Below are 13,383 nucleotides of genomic sequence, written 5' to 3' on the forward strand. Positions count from 1 at the left end.
TGGCCAACCACAGACGAATGGCCCTCCATCCAGGCAGACGTAACCTGCCGCACCCCAGGCTGCCCAGTAGAAGGCGTCAGCTTCCGCGCCACCCTCTTCGCCAACGTCCTGCCGCCCACCTACCGAGCTACGTGCGGACAATGCGACACCCCCAACGACGACATTGTTGAGGTGCCCCATGCCTGACCCGTCCACCAGCAGGCTCGGCCTGTACAAGTCCAAGTCCGACGGCTCCGAACTGGTCAGCTACAGCCAAGACATCGGCCAGAACCTCGACAAGCTTGACTTGGCCGCAGGCTTCCAGGCGGCCACGTCCACGACCCGGCCCGCTACCCCGTACTCCGGTAAGCCGATCTTCGAGACCGACACTAGCTACCGCACCTACTTCTCCAACGGCACCGCCCCGGCATCCGCCTCGTGGGTGGAGATCCCCAACGGCAGCGCCCAGTACAACTCGACGCTGCGCCTCGCGTCCGGCCGGCAGATCAACGTTGGCGCGTCCGGGTCCACCGCCACGATCGCAGTGACCAACGCGGCTACCACCACCGACCTGCTGTCCGCCCGCGTCACCGGGGACACGCAGGACCGGTTCGAAATCGACACCGACGGCACCCACCTATGGGGACCCGGAGGCAGCACCGCACCCGACGTCAACCTCTACCGGTCCGGCGTCAACAGCCTCGCCACCGACGACAACCTGTCAGTCGCCCTCAACCTCACCGTCGGCGGCATCGGCCAGGAACGCTACATCCTCAAAGCGGCAGACACCGCCCGCACCTCCACCACCACCGCAGCCGACGACCCCCACCTCACCGCCACACTCGCAGCGAACGGCATCTATATCGCCCGGTTCGTTATTTTCGCCACCACCGCACTCTCCACCGTCAACCTGAAAACCGCGTGGGGCGTCCCCGGCACCGCCACCGGACTCAAGCTGTGCCACGGCCCCACCGACGTCGCCGCAGCCTTCACCTCACGCACCCAAACCCAAGGCCGATTCTCCGGACACGGCTTCACCACCAGCCTCAACTACCAGGCCGACAGCCTGGCAGTAGCCATCATCGAGGAAGCCATCGTCACCACCGGGGCCACCGCCGGGAACCTCACTCTCCAGTGGGCGCAGACCACCTCATCCGCCAGCGCCGTCACCGTCCTCGCCAACTCCTACCTGCACATCCGCCGCATCGGCTAGACATCATCGGGCAGCGGAGGGAGCGCCGCCAGATCCGGGCCCTGCGGCTGCTCCGAAGGCGGGCCAGTTAGCTGCTGCTTGAGCTGCTCGTTCTCCCGCTCCAACTCATCCGTGCGAGCACGCAGGAGCAGATTCTCGTCCTGAAGTTCACTGCACCGCTGCCGAAAGTGCGGGAGAGCGGCGTCGGCACTGACCTGCTGGCCGGCCATCAGGCGACCGCCTTCCTCTTGCGGACCCTCTTCCGAGGGCCGACCCTTGCCTCGTGCTCCGCCCTGCGCCGTCTCGCACAGCAACGGCACTCACGCCCACCGTCAGGTCGGCGATAGGTGTTCGCTGCGTCGTAGGCTGTCCCGCACACACTGCAGTGCGTCTTGTTCGCGTTCACGCATCCACCATGCTCGACCAGGTCCAGCATGTTCTGGGAACGAGTGCCGTAGGCCAGGTTCACTGCCCGGCAGTCCAGCTTGTTGCCGTCCAGGTGACGAACGTCAGTCTCAGGTGGGTGTGGGCCTATGAACGCCTCAGCTACCAGTTGATGGACTGATCGGTTGCGCCGGCGTTCGCCGCTGCCGTACACGTACACGACCAAGTACCCATTGGTGTTGGCCGTTGGCTTGAGCAGCCGTGGCGTGCTCCGGAGCAGACTACGCACTCGGCCAAGGTTGCTTACCTCGTACCGGCCCTCGCAGCCCAGTACGGGCCGCCAAGTCTCCTGTTCGGTCATGCGACGACCTTCTCTCCCAATGCGCGGTAGCGGTCGAGGATATCCGTCTCGTTGAGGAACGGGTGTTGCGGAAAAAAGCTGAAGTGGCTGACCAGCGAGTTACCCCGGATGATGTTCGGTGCACCCGTAGCCAGCGGCTGGTGCACGGTGTGGAAGCTCTCCTCCTCGTCGGGGACGAGGATGCCGGGCTGGGGGAGTCCGGCGTACATGCTGCCCAGTGAGGCGAAGCAGCTCACGGAGAACTGGGTGCCGGGCTGGAGGGGGAAGTCCTGGTACAGGTACAGGTCTTCGACGGTTCCGGCTTCGATGTGGTCGAGGAGCATCTCGTGGAGGCGCACGGCGAACGGGCCGTTCGCCCAGCCGACGGGGTCCATGCAGTAGGGGGCGACGGTGCCCCAGTCCATGGGGATCTTCTGGCACACCTGGAGGAAGTGGGAGCAGAGCGCGTTGTTGATGATGATGGGGAAGACCGCGACGGGGGCGGGCATCTCGATCCGGGCGCGCACCAGGTTCTCGACGGCGTCCTCGTGGATGTACACGACATCATCGTCGAACCGCAGATAGACCGCGTTCGGGTCGACCATCTCGCGGTACGCCAACCCTGTGTAGCGCTGCTTGGGGAGGGGGCCGAGGTTGACGTTTTCGGGGCGGTGCTTGAGGTGGAACCAGTCGTGCTGTTCGGCGAGCTGGTGGGCGTAGGCGACGTCGTCTTCCTGGCCGACGGGGTCGGTGTTCATGTAGGCCCACACCTCGTCGATGAGGCCACGGCGGACGTCCCGTTCCAGGTAGTTGACCAGGATGCTGTACGTCCGGGTCCTGCCGTAGGGCGTCCAGGCGATGACGCGGTGGCCGTCGATCATGGGGTGTCTCCTTCGGTGGCGCGCTGCGCCTTCGGGTCGATGAGGTCGATGACCTCGCTGATCGCGTCCTGGTGAAGCGGGACCCAGCGGTCCATCACGTCGGGCAGTGCCGCCCGCTGCCGTTCGGCCAGTTCGTGGGCGTGCAGGTCGAGCACTGTCCGGGCGGCGTGTTCGGCCTGCTCGGGTGTGTGGGGCACGCTGAGGAGACCGACGAGGATGGCGTGCACGTTGGCACTCACCGCTGCTCCTTCGGGTTGACGGCCTGGTCCCAGGCGACGGATTCGGGGTGCTGGTGCAGGGCGGTGGTGGCGACGAGCGCGGCGAGGAAGTGTCCGACTGCCTGCACCGCCAACGCACTGCACTTGTCCGGGTTGAGGTCGGTCCTGATGCCCTCGGACTCCGCGAGCAGCTCGGCGCCACGAAGGTAATGCTCCGGGCCGGTCATGCGTCCGGGTCCGTTCCGTAGTCGAACTCGTTCAACTCCCGCCCGTCCAAACTGTGGTGCGTGTGCACCCAACCGTCCGGGCCCTCGCGGACGATGACACGCGACCGTGGCCCGCACGCGCACGTCTGGCTGAAGTCGTGGACGAGGAGATCGTCCAACGGCACAACGTGGAAGTCCGTATCGCTGACCTGCTGACCCAGCCACTGCCTGGTCATCGCCGCCACCTGAGGTCTTGGCGCGCGAGGCCAATCCCGGCGACGGTCGTGACGAGGGCAGCAATCCCGCAGCCGATCACGCCATTGATCGCGGTCGGGTTACCGCCCACCATGGAGACACCCGAGACCACGCATACGACCCACATCACCACCCCGATGACCAGCATCGTCCACGCCTCACTGGACAGCACTCCGAATACGACGCGCGCCCTCACGCCGTCACCTCCACAGGTGCGACGACAGCGTTCTGCCAGTGCACGTTGACGGCCTGCATGATGCTCCCTGAGGCTTCCGCCCGCGCCGCCATACCCACCCGCCGCCGCAGACCCGGATCGTCCGCGAGCTGCTTCAAGTACTTCCCCCACTCATGCTCACGCTTGACGAGGAACCCGGTCTCCCCGTGCCGGATCACCGCCCGGTACGGCTCGATGTCCGAGGCGATCAACGGGATACCCAACATGCTCGCCTCCAGATACTTGGTGGCGAACTTCGCCCGGTTGAAGCCGATGTCCCGGTACGGCGCCACCCAGACATCGAACTCGCCCACCGCGTGCAGGTAGTGCTCGAACCTTTCCACCCAGCCCAGCGCACCGATCTGACGGCCACGCAGACCGAGACCCATCGCCTGCTCCGGGCCGATCCCCACCAACCGCACCTGCACCCCACCCGCACGCCCATACCGGCTGATCCGGTTCAGGGCGCGCACCGCCTCCGGCAACTCCGCCACCGTCGACGACGTACCCGCCCACCCGACATACAGCGGACGGTCTACCGCCTCATAGTCACGCGGCACACCCAGATACTGCGCAGGCAGACCATTCGGCACCACCCGCACCTCCACATCCGTGTACTGACGCAACGTCTCGGCTAGCGGCTCGGAGCAGCAGGTGACGAGGTCCGCGACCTGCATGTTCGCCGCCAGCCGACCGAGCATCTCCACATCCCAGACGCGGGCGGCGTGGGCGTTGGTGGGGTCGATGTGGAAGTAGTCGTCGTCCAAGTCGAGGACCAACCTCTTCCCCTCGGCCTTCAGCCGGTGCCACATGAGGGACGGGTCGCGTTGCGCTACCCGGCAGCCCACGAACGTGTCGTAGCTCGCCCACGTTGCGGGGAGGCGAACACCGTGCGACACCTCATGCCCCAGCCACGACAACGCCACGGCAGGCAGCACCGCCCGATAGTGGGCGCTGCCCGCCATATCAGCAGACCAAAAGTGGACCCTCACCAGCTACTCCTCAGGATGCCGTTCGGAATCGCTCGCGAGCGCCCAGCCGCCGAACCCGGCTCGGCGCGCGGGAGGTGATGCAGCGACCACCACGGCGAAGAGCCGCAGGGCGGTCGCCTCGGCTCGGTCGAGCGAATCGTCCGTGCTGCCGTTGACATCGACGCTGACCTCGGAGACGCCGTCGGACAGCTTGATGTGAACGTCGGGCATCAGGCGGCCAGGTAGCCGGGCAGCCACTGGGTGGCGTAGTAGTCGACGGTCCGCCGCACGCCCTCCTCCAACGACACGAAGTCCGCTGCGCTCATCCCGATCTGCGCCAGGGTGGACACGTCGGCCTTGACGACCGCGTTCGGGACCTCACCCGGACGCATCGGGAGATGCACCACCCCGACTGGCGACAGACCCGTCAGATACGCCGCCTCCTTGGCGACGAGGCTGGCGATGTCGTTGACCGTGCACGACTCCGCCGGCCCAACCTCGACAGGCCGCTCGGTGGGCCCGTGCTGCGCGGCGTGCTCCAGCGCAGTCACGAACGCGCGGGCGACGTCCTCGACGTACACGCAGTCAGAGACCTGCGTGCCGTCGCCGTACACCTCGATGTCCGCCCCGGTGAGGGCGCGGCACGCGAACGCGGGCGCGATCTTCCTGACCCGGCTCGTGCCGTAGGGAGCCGCGACTGACTGCCTCGGTCCGTAGGCGTTCACGGGGCGGACGATGGTGATCCGACCGTCGCGGTAGGCGTTGAACATACGTGCATAGTCCTCGGCGCACGACTTCGAGATCGTGTACGAGCCTGTTCCCAGGTCACGCATAAAGGAGTTTCCGACACCCGCATAGGCGACGACCAGGTCGTACCGGCTTGCTGCCTCGAACACGTTCAGGCTGCCACGAACGTTGGTGTCTGCGGAAGGACGCGGGTTGGCGATCGTCTCCTGGGTGCCCAGTACTGCGGCCAGGTGGACGATGCCGTCCACGTGCGCAGCGAGTTCGAAGACCGCCGTCTCGTCGCGGATGTCACCGAGGAAGAACTCCTCGCCTTCCACCATGGGAGTACGGGGATGCCGGTCGAAGACGACAACCTGGTGGCCTCGTGCCCGGAGTTCCTCGCGCACGTAGGACCCGATGAACCCCTGCCCGCCCGTCACGCCGATCTTCATGGTTGCTCCTTCAGTAGTTCAGGCCGATAGGTCTGCAGGATCTCGATGGCCCAGGCCACCTTGTCCTCCACTCGCTGGCCGGGCGGTTGCACCCGTGACCACAGTTCGAGGTTCTCTGGCCGGTTGTCGGCGCGGTCGCCGTTCTTGTGGTGGACGTTCTCGCCCTTGATGAGCGGCCGGCCAAGTTCCTTGGACATCACGAGGACGTGTTCGGCTATCTGACCGACCCCGTTGGCGTTGGGGTGATCGTGGTGTCCGGATAGGTAGACGTAGCCGCTCGGCGTGATACTGCTGCCGCCCTTGTAGGCGTAGTGATTCACCCCTGAGTTGAGCTTGCCGTTGCATGCCCGACATCGCTTGACTCCAGCTCTGCTCACCTGGCCGCCGCAGTCCAGGCAGGGGCTCGCCTTGGATAGTTTCCAAAGCTTGTTCTGAGCGCGGGTGCAAAGGCGGCAGTACGGGCGACGTCCATCCTTGTCGCGACTCGACTTGGTGAAGTCCTCAAGCGGCTTCGTTTCGCTGCATCTCACGCACCGCTTGGCGGCAATGCCGACCTCCATCACAAGCCGCTTTCCTTGCTGTCGTCCGCCGCCTCGGTTTCCTTGGGGCTGGCGAGTTCGCGGATGGTGGTGGCGATGATCTGGATGACGACCACGGCGGCGATGATCGCGGTGATCGTGACGGCGGTGTTCACGGCGTCTCCGGGAGGTCGCTGTCGGCGGCGACGGTGAGGCGCCCGACGATGAGGGTCAGGTTGACCGTGACGAGGTTGTCGGAGGTGATCTCGCTGATCCGGATCGGACAGCCCTTGGCGGTATAGACGGAGACGCCGTTGATGCGGACCTCACGGGGGAGGACGATGCTGCCCGCGCCGTCTTCGCTGCGCTGGTGGTCGGTGGCGATCAGCTCGATGACGGAGGCGCGCGGCTTCTGGCGTGTGGTGGCGCTGGTGTCTTGGTGTGGGCAGAGGACGGGTGTACCCCATGAGTCGGTGCGGACGACGCCACCACACTCCGGACGCTCACACGGGCCGCTCATCGACTGCCCCCTGTCGGTTCTGCGAGGGCTTCGTCCCAGGCGTAACCGCAGCGCTCACACTCACGATGCAGACGCTCGTTCTTCTGGCATCCGATGACGACGTCGCGCTCGCCGTGGATGCAATGGCCAAGCTCTCGGTACTGGGTGCTGGCGCCCCGGTAGCGGCACTTGGGGCAGGTGGGGGTGTCGCCACTGAAGGGCGGCAGGGGCTCGCTCATCGGCTGCTCCTCACCACGGGCGCGGGTGTGGGTGCGGGGTGGGGGTAGAGCACGGCGAACGCGAACAGGAACGCCAGCAGCGGGCACAGGAGGTTCACGGTTTCACCGTCTCCTCGTCGCGCGGACGGAGCGCCGACTTCACCGCGAGAACACCGCACTTGTAGCCGTGCAGCCACACGCCGGGGTGCTCCTGCCGCGCGTCCATGATCTCGGGCTCGGTCGGCAGGCTCCGCACACGAGTGATCGCCTCGTCGAACTCGGCAACCAGCTTGAGGTGCTCGCACGAGTCGATGTGAGGCGGCCAGCCATCGGTGAGCCAGCTGGGTGCAACACCGTGGTCGCTCCAGCCGCAGTGCTTCTGGCCGATCTCGTAGCCGTGCCGCGCCCACTGGCGGGCCTCGTCCCGCTGTGCGCGCAGTCGTTCATGTTCGGCCACCATCTCGTCCACTGTCTGGAGGTCGTCGGCGTCGAGCATGCCGCGCGTGACGTACAGCTCCTTAGCGAGCCGATCCAGTTCGAGCGCTGCTTCCCGGCTCTCGCTTCCCCGTGGTTGGGCTGACGCGGGGTTGGTCTCGTTGACGGAGATGTCGACGCTCTCCATGAAGATGAGCGTGCCGCGTGCGCCGATCTCTTCGCCGACGCGCCGCCAGTGGCTCTCGATCATCTCGACCATGTCGAGATAGACGCCCTGGCACTGGTCGATGACGAGCACGAACGGCGGGCGGTCGTCGCCAGCACCTTCGGGGAGTTGCAGGATCTGCAAGCGGGTCATGATCAGTCCACCTCGATGTCGAAGTCGCTGCCGTCCAACACGACGGGCAGTCGGTAGCCGTAGCGGGCACGGCCAGCAGTCAGTTGCGCGGCGATACTGGCCACGGCCTCAGCGGGCCACGTGCCGCCCTCCACGAACCGGGGGTTGACCTCGACCGCCGAACCCAGCACCCCGCTGCGGCCCGGCTTCGTGGGAATGCCCGGCGTCGTCTCCCAGTCGACCGTCCACGAATGGAACCGCCGCCGGTTCCGGCCGCCCGTGCACCGCTGCAACTGAAGCTGCACCTTGTGGTCGTCGCCGTGCGGCATTCGCACCACGGCCGTCACCGGATCGCCGATGTCCTCGTAGTCGTAGCGGCGGCGGCCAAGTAACCGGTCGCGCGGGTCGAGCTTGAGCGTGCCGCGCATCCACCACGGGTCAGCCTTCGACCACTCGTCGCGCTTGGCCCACAACTTCCACTCGATGCCGCCGTACTGGATGCCGACCGAGATGACGCGGGACTCATAGCCGACCGGGTTCAGGCGCCGCTGAAGCCACGTACCGAACCCTTCGGTGTGCAGGTAGAGCGCACCGAAGGGGTAGAGCCGCAGATGAGCGGCGAGGGTGTGCTCGCTGGCCTTGTTGCCCACCTTCACCTCGGCGTGCCAACCAGGAAACGACTTTCCGATGATGAGCTGCGCGCCGACCGCTCCAGCGGGGTGTTGGGGCCACGGTCCCGGAACCGGCTCCGGTGCGTAGAGCGGGAGCCCCTGCTTGGCACGCTCCTCGATCTCTTTCCTCGATGGATATGGGGGGCGTGTTCCGTCTAGGGGGCCGTCGTAGCGGTCGCCGATATCCCAGCGTTCGGAGTCGAGTTGTCCTTGTGGGTCGGGCCTGGTTCCGCAGCGGTCGCAGCACACCCAGCGGTGGCCCGGTTGGCTGTCGTATCCGGCGGTGCCGTCCACGACCGGACGATGACCGAATGCCCGGCACAGTGGGATCAGGCGCGGCAGGTCATGGATGAAGTAACCCTGGTTCAGCAGCATGCCGCGACGCTCCCCGTCGCGCTTGCGGTAGTCGACCGAGAAGCGATGCATGCGGATCTCCTGTGCGGGAGGGGTGCGGGGTGCGGGTTGTTGTGCGCGGTGGGGTCGCGACCCGCACGACCACGACCCCACCGCCATCCCCCTGAGCAAGGGATGACCGAACTGTAGCCTACGAAACGTAGGTGAGATGATGTATGGGGCTACGATTCAAAGGTGACGCCCACGGTGAACGGAGACACACATGCCTAACCTCTGGATGCCGGGCGCCACCCGGCACGCGATAGGCAACACCGGCGCAATGCACGGCGGCCCCGCCCGCGCGGTCTGGCACATCACGTCCAACGCCAAGGACTGGACGTACAAGAACGAGCTGGGCTGGTTCACCGGCGACGGCCGCGAGGTCGCCCCCCACCTGCTGTGGGACCCCTTCACCGGCGAGATAGCGCAGTTCTTCCCCGCCGACTCCCGCAGCCTCTCCCTCCAGAACGCGGACACGATCAAGACCAACCGCACCGGGAAGTACTGCATCCAGGTCGAGACCGTTTTCACCGCGAACGAGACCGTCAACGGGCAGCGGTACGCGACCGTTCGGGACACCCCGTGCAAGAACCTCGACCAGATCATGGCCTGGCTACGCTCCCTCGGCATCCCTGACACCTGGCCGGGCGGAGCCCCCACCGCGTTCGCCCGCGACACCGTGTCCCTCTCCACCTGGCTCGGCGAAGCTGGCCACTTCGGGCACAACCAAGTGCCCGGCAATAGCCACGTCGACCCTGGCCCGATGCCCAACCTTGCCGCCATCGGCAAGACACAGACGACGAAGCCGAGCACCGGCCAGCCGAAGTACGAGCCGTTCCCCGGCGCCTCGTTCTTCCGTACCGGCCACCGCTCGCCGGTCATCGCCGCCATGCACAAGCGACTCGTCGCCGAGGGATGCGGCCGCTACCAGTCCGACGCCCACGCGGACACCTGGGGCTCGGGCGACGAACGCTCCTACGCAGCCTGGCAACGCAAACTCGGCTACGCCGGCGCCGACGCCGACGGCCGACCCGGCCCCACCTCGTGGGCCAAGCTCCACGTCCCGAACTCCTAGGAGGACCCATGTCCGAGACCAGCATCCCCCGGATCAACGCCGACACCGTCGTGAAGACCAGCGCCACCTACGCCCGCGACCTGACCGAGCGCGTCGTGTGGACGTTCCTCGGCGCGGCCGGCGCGGTCGCCCTCGCAGGCGGCCCGGCTGACATGCTCCACGTGAGCTTCTGGCAGGGCGCTGGCACGGCCGGGCTCGCCGCGGCGGTCGCCCTGGTGAAGGGCATCGCCGCCCGCGCGATCGGCCAGAAGGACAGCGCCAGTACAGCGCCCGGCGTCTAAGGAGGCCCATGGACGCCACCACCCTCGGCAGCCTGCTCGTGGGCGTTGGAGCGGTCGTCGGCGGCGTGGTGGCGTACCTCGGGAAGAGGAGCGAGAACGCGCTCACTGGCTACAGCTCGCTCACCAACGATCTGCAAGAGGAACGCGCCGAACTCAAGACCGAGCGCGCTCAGCTCAAAGCCGAGCGCGCTGACCTCGCCAAGCAACACGCCGAAGACCAAGCCGAAATCGCTCGACTCACAGCTCTCGTCATTCAACTCGGAGGACACCCATGACCCGGACAGAGCGGGCTCTGGCCCGCCGCTGGCGGCCGCTGGCGCTCATGTGCTGGCTGGTCGCCCTGTCCGGGGCGGTCGTCATCGTGTGGGGCCGCATCGACGCAGCGGACAGCACCGCTCACCGGCTCGCCGCCGAGTCGGCGCAGGCACGAACGGAGGCGGACCGGCGCGGCACCGCGGTGAGCACACTCGCCGGGGATGTCCGTGCTCTGCGCCAGCAGGTCCGGGCCGCGGGCCGGACGCCGGTCGCACCCGATCCGGCTCGCGCCGTCAACGGGCTTTCCGACCGCAGCGAGGTACCCGTCCCCATACCCGGGCCGCCCGGACCGCCCGGCAAAACCGGGCCGGGCGGGCCGCAGGGCACCGCCGGGGCGGACGGCAAGGCAGGAGCCGACGGCTCCGAGGGAGCGACCGGGGCTGACGGGCCGGCCGGCACCCAAGGCGATGACGGGCCTGCGGGACCCGCGGGGGCGCCCGGACCAGTCGGACCCATGGGCCCTGCTGGCCCGCCGGGACAGGACGGCACGGATGGGACAGACGGACGCGACGGAGCAGACGGGCAGACCTGCCCGGACGGGTACACCCTCCAGCCGCCACCGGGCGACCCCGACGCACTCGTCTGCCGCCGCGATGGCGCCCCACAGCCGGACTACCCGTCACCAAGCCCGGCAGCCACGCTGCTGGGTCTGCCCGCAGAACGCCGGCGCATCGCATGACGAAGCGGCCCCGCCCTCCCGAAGGAGAGCAGGGCCGCTTCGTCATGTCCGGGAAGCGCTGCGTCAACAGCACCCACGGAAAAGGTCTCGCCCCCTACCCTGACAGTGACGAGCTGTACAGAGTGATAGGGGCGAGACCGTGCCATCTGATGCTACCCCGGACCCGTACACCGACCCGCTGCGATTTGGTCAGCGTGTGCAGATCCTGCGCGAGCGCCGCGGTATGACCCGTGCTCAGCTCGCTGACCTGATCGGTGTCTCTCCACACACGCTGAGAAAGATCGAGAACGGTCAGCAGCAGGCGCCGGGCCTGGAGATGGTGCTCCGCATCGCCGACGCGCTGCGCGTCCGGGACCTCGCCGAACTCACCGGCAACGCGGACACGCACGTCGACCTCTTCACCGGCCCCGGCCACCCGCGCTTCGCCGCCGTCAAGGCAGCCATCGACACCCTGCACCTCGGCACGGACACCGAGCTGCCGCGAGTTCCCCACCTGGAGGCCCGGCTGCGCGCGGCGTGGAAGGCCCGACACCAGGCCCCCAACCACCGCGAGGTCATCGGCGCCCTGCTGCCCGACCTGATCCGGGACGCGCAGGCCCTGGCCCGGCACGCGGACGGGGCGGCGGAACGGCGGACGGCGCAGGCTCTGCTCGCGCAGACGTATAGCCTCAGCCAGTTCTTCCTCGCCTACCAGCCGGACGCTGCCTTGCTGTGGCGCGTGGCCGAGCGGGGCATGATCGCCGCCCAGGACTCCGAGGACCCGCACGCCATCGGCGTCGCCGCCTGGCTCCTCGCGCAGGCCCACCGAGACTCCGGGGCCCGCCACTTCGACGCGGCCGACGCCATCAACACCGAGGCGCTACGCTACCTGGAGCCCCTGCTCCCCGACGCCGACACGGACACCCTGGCCATCGCGGGCGCCCTCCGGTTCGAGCTGGGTTACACCGCCGCCCGCCGCCGAGAGACCGGCACCGCATGGCGGCACTGGGACAAGGCCGACACCATGGCGGCAACCCTGCCGACCGACTACTACCACCCCGTGACCAGCTTCAGCAGGGCCGTGATGGGCGCACACGCGGTGACCGTCGCCGTGGAACTCCACCAGGGTGGCGAGTCGGTACGGCAGGCGGCCCGCGCCGACGAGCTGACGATCCCTTCGCGCCCACGCCGGGCGCGCCACCGGATCGAGGAAGCCCGCGGCTACCAGCTCGACGGGCAGCCGGACGTGGCCATCGCCACCCTGGAGAAAGCGTTCCGCGCGGCCCCGGAGACGATCCGATACAACGGCTACGCCCGGACGATCCTCCTGGAGGAGGTCGAGTCGAAGCAGGCGTCGCGGCGACGGCGCGCGGCCGAGCTGGCGGTCGAAATCGGCGTCCTCACCGCCTGACGGGGTGACCGGATTCCGGTCATCGGTCGCGGTGCGCCACCCCTACGGTCACGAGTGTGAGACGGATTACCGTGACTAGGGGAGGCATTGTCGTGCTGCCGCAGGAGACCAACCCCGTACCGCTACTGCCTCCCCTTCTGGGGGCAGCAAAGCTCCAGGGAAGAGCCGATTCGCTGGACACCGTGACCGCCTGGCTGGCAGGCGCACACCCTCAGCCCGAGCGGGTCTTGCGGCACTGGGAGCTGGGCTGTGACCACCTGGTACCACTCGGCGGGCGCTTCGCCGCCGTGCGCATCCCCGGCCACATCATGCACACCGCCGCAGGAGACAGCACCCCCGAGGCGGTCGCCACCGTTGCCCGCGACATCCTGCGGGGCCCGCTCATCGCCGGGCTGTACGCCGAGCAGTCGACATACTGGGCGCTCGTGCCCTGCCGCGCCCACGTCTACTGGCCCAGCTCCCTGGTGACCACCCCGTACCTGGGAGCGGGCAGCCACCTCAACATGCCGCCGCCCTCCTGCACGAGGCCGCCCACCGAGGACGAGCTGCCCACCCCTTACTGGGTGACGGCCCCGCGGTACCGCTACGACCTCTGCTCCCGCGAACAGGTCGGCAACGTCATCATCCGCGCCACACGAGACGGAGGCACTCCGTGATCTGCGACCGCTGTGGGCGCCCGATCGAAGGCCAGCCCGACAAAGCCACTGTGGACACCGGTAGCGCCGCGGCTCCGCCCGTGCTCCTCTGCCCCAAG

General features: G+C 67.8%; 22 protein-coding genes. 6 read left to right on the forward strand and 16 right to left on the reverse strand.

What is annotated here, in order from left to right:
- Nucleotides 1–178: 178 nt before the first annotated feature.
- Nucleotides 179–1,192, forward strand: a complete 1,014-nt coding sequence (locus ACIGA3_RS28790; protein ID WP_399721205.1) for a hypothetical protein — start codon at nt 179–181, stop codon at nt 1,190–1,192.
- Here ACIGA3_RS28790 and ACIGA3_RS28795 read toward each other — a convergent pair.
- The 16 genes from ACIGA3_RS28795 to ACIGA3_RS28870 all read right to left on the reverse strand — a co-directional run bounded on the left by ACIGA3_RS28795 (nt 1,189) and on the right by ACIGA3_RS28870 (nt 8,922).
- On the reverse strand, nt 1,189–1,401 hold the full coding sequence (locus tag ACIGA3_RS28795) for a hypothetical protein (RefSeq protein WP_399721206.1): 213 nt from the start codon (nt 1,399–1,401) through the stop codon (nt 1,189–1,191). The two genes, ACIGA3_RS28790 and ACIGA3_RS28795, sit on opposite strands and share 4 nt — an antisense overlap.
- Nucleotides 1,401–1,916 carry an NUMOD4 motif-containing HNH endonuclease gene (locus ACIGA3_RS28800; RefSeq protein ID WP_399721208.1) on the reverse strand — a complete coding sequence of 172 codons (516 nt, stop codon included), beginning with the start codon at nt 1,914–1,916 and terminating at the stop codon, nt 1,401–1,403. Before ACIGA3_RS28800 ends, ACIGA3_RS28795 begins: the two co-directional genes overlap by 1 nt.
- Nucleotides 1,913–2,776, reverse strand: a complete 864-nt coding sequence (locus ACIGA3_RS28805) for a hypothetical protein (protein WP_399721209.1) — start codon at nt 2,774–2,776, stop codon at nt 1,913–1,915. Before ACIGA3_RS28805 ends, ACIGA3_RS28800 begins: the two co-directional genes overlap by 4 nt.
- Nucleotides 2,773–3,015, reverse strand: a complete 243-nt coding sequence (locus ACIGA3_RS28810) for a hypothetical protein (protein ID WP_399721211.1) — start codon at nt 3,013–3,015, stop codon at nt 2,773–2,775. The genes ACIGA3_RS28805 and ACIGA3_RS28810 overlap by 4 nt, the downstream gene beginning before the upstream one ends.
- A complete protein-coding gene (locus tag ACIGA3_RS28815) occupies nt 3,012–3,221 on the reverse strand; it encodes a hypothetical protein (RefSeq protein ID WP_399721212.1) in 210 nt (69 codons plus the stop codon). Before ACIGA3_RS28815 ends, ACIGA3_RS28810 begins: the two co-directional genes overlap by 4 nt.
- Entirely contained in the window at nt 3,218–3,436 is a 219-nt protein-coding gene (locus ACIGA3_RS28820) for a hypothetical protein (RefSeq protein WP_399721214.1), read from the reverse strand. Before ACIGA3_RS28820 ends, ACIGA3_RS28815 begins: the two co-directional genes overlap by 4 nt.
- Nucleotides 3,433–3,651, reverse strand: a complete 219-nt coding sequence (locus ACIGA3_RS28825; protein WP_399721215.1) for a hypothetical protein — start codon at nt 3,649–3,651, stop codon at nt 3,433–3,435. Before ACIGA3_RS28825 ends, ACIGA3_RS28820 begins: the two co-directional genes overlap by 4 nt.
- Nucleotides 3,648–4,607, reverse strand: coding sequence for a glycosyltransferase family 4 protein (locus ACIGA3_RS28830; protein WP_399721217.1), 960 nt, complete (start codon nt 4,605–4,607; stop codon nt 3,648–3,650). Before ACIGA3_RS28830 ends, ACIGA3_RS28825 begins: the two co-directional genes overlap by 4 nt.
- Nucleotides 4,608–4,664: 57 nt before the next feature.
- Entirely contained in the window at nt 4,665–4,871 is a 207-nt protein-coding gene (locus ACIGA3_RS28835; RefSeq protein ID WP_399721220.1) for a hypothetical protein, read from the reverse strand.
- Nucleotides 4,871–5,818, reverse strand: coding sequence for an NAD-dependent epimerase/dehydratase family protein (locus ACIGA3_RS28840; protein WP_399721222.1), 948 nt, complete (start codon nt 5,816–5,818; stop codon nt 4,871–4,873). The genes ACIGA3_RS28835 and ACIGA3_RS28840 overlap by 1 nt, the downstream gene beginning before the upstream one ends.
- Nucleotides 5,815–6,378: an HNH endonuclease gene (locus tag ACIGA3_RS28845; RefSeq protein ID WP_399721223.1), complete on the reverse strand. Its 564-nt coding sequence runs from the start codon at nt 6,376–6,378 to the stop codon at nt 5,815–5,817. The genes ACIGA3_RS28840 and ACIGA3_RS28845 overlap by 4 nt, the downstream gene beginning before the upstream one ends.
- Entirely contained in the window at nt 6,378–6,512 is a 135-nt protein-coding gene (locus ACIGA3_RS28850) for a hypothetical protein (RefSeq protein WP_399721224.1), read from the reverse strand. The genes ACIGA3_RS28845 and ACIGA3_RS28850 overlap by 1 nt, the downstream gene beginning before the upstream one ends.
- On the reverse strand, nt 6,509–6,856 hold the full coding sequence (locus tag ACIGA3_RS28855) for a hypothetical protein (RefSeq protein ID WP_399721226.1): 348 nt from the start codon (nt 6,854–6,856) through the stop codon (nt 6,509–6,511). Before ACIGA3_RS28855 ends, ACIGA3_RS28850 begins: the two co-directional genes overlap by 4 nt.
- Nucleotides 6,853–7,074: a hypothetical protein gene (locus tag ACIGA3_RS28860; RefSeq protein WP_399721228.1), complete on the reverse strand. Its 222-nt coding sequence runs from the start codon at nt 7,072–7,074 to the stop codon at nt 6,853–6,855. Before ACIGA3_RS28860 ends, ACIGA3_RS28855 begins: the two co-directional genes overlap by 4 nt.
- Before the next feature lie 94 nt (nt 7,075–7,168).
- Nucleotides 7,169–7,846: a hypothetical protein gene (locus ACIGA3_RS28865; protein WP_399721230.1), complete on the reverse strand. Its 678-nt coding sequence runs from the start codon at nt 7,844–7,846 to the stop codon at nt 7,169–7,171.
- A 2-nt stretch (nt 7,847–7,848) separates the two neighbouring features.
- Nucleotides 7,849–8,922, reverse strand: coding sequence for a hypothetical protein (locus ACIGA3_RS28870; protein WP_399721231.1), 1,074 nt, complete (start codon nt 8,920–8,922; stop codon nt 7,849–7,851).
- Nucleotides 8,923–9,112: 190 nt separating this feature from the next.
- Between ACIGA3_RS28870 and ACIGA3_RS28875 the strand changes: the two genes are divergently transcribed.
- The 5 genes from ACIGA3_RS28875 (at nt 9,113) to ACIGA3_RS28895 (ending at nt 13,285) form a co-directional block, all read left to right on the forward strand.
- The gene (locus ACIGA3_RS28875; RefSeq protein ID WP_399721233.1) at nt 9,113–9,964 is read left to right on the forward strand and encodes a peptidoglycan-binding protein; all 852 of its coding nucleotides are present in this window, start codon (nt 9,113–9,115) and stop codon (nt 9,962–9,964) included.
- Nucleotides 9,965–9,972: 8 nt separating this feature from the next.
- Nucleotides 9,973–10,245: a hypothetical protein gene (locus tag ACIGA3_RS28880; RefSeq protein ID WP_399721235.1), complete on the forward strand. Its 273-nt coding sequence runs from the start codon at nt 9,973–9,975 to the stop codon at nt 10,243–10,245.
- Between the two features lie 8 nt (nt 10,246–10,253).
- Nucleotides 10,254–10,520: a hypothetical protein gene (locus ACIGA3_RS28885; protein WP_399721236.1), complete on the forward strand. Its 267-nt coding sequence runs from the start codon at nt 10,254–10,256 to the stop codon at nt 10,518–10,520.
- A gap of 858 nt (nt 10,521–11,378) precedes the next feature.
- Nucleotides 11,379–12,629, forward strand: coding sequence for a helix-turn-helix domain-containing protein (locus ACIGA3_RS28890; protein ID WP_399721238.1), 1,251 nt, complete (start codon nt 11,379–11,381; stop codon nt 12,627–12,629).
- A 182-nt stretch (nt 12,630–12,811) separates the two neighbouring features.
- Complete coding sequence (locus ACIGA3_RS28895; RefSeq protein ID WP_399721240.1) at nt 12,812–13,285, forward strand: hypothetical protein; 474 nt, start codon at nt 12,812–12,814, stop codon at nt 13,283–13,285.
- Nucleotides 13,286–13,383 lie beyond the last annotated feature (98 nt).

It is taken from the genome of Streptomyces sp. NPDC085596 (genome assembly GCF_044541565.1).
Classification (GTDB): domain Bacteria; phylum Actinomycetota; class Actinomycetes; order Streptomycetales; family Streptomycetaceae; genus Streptomyces.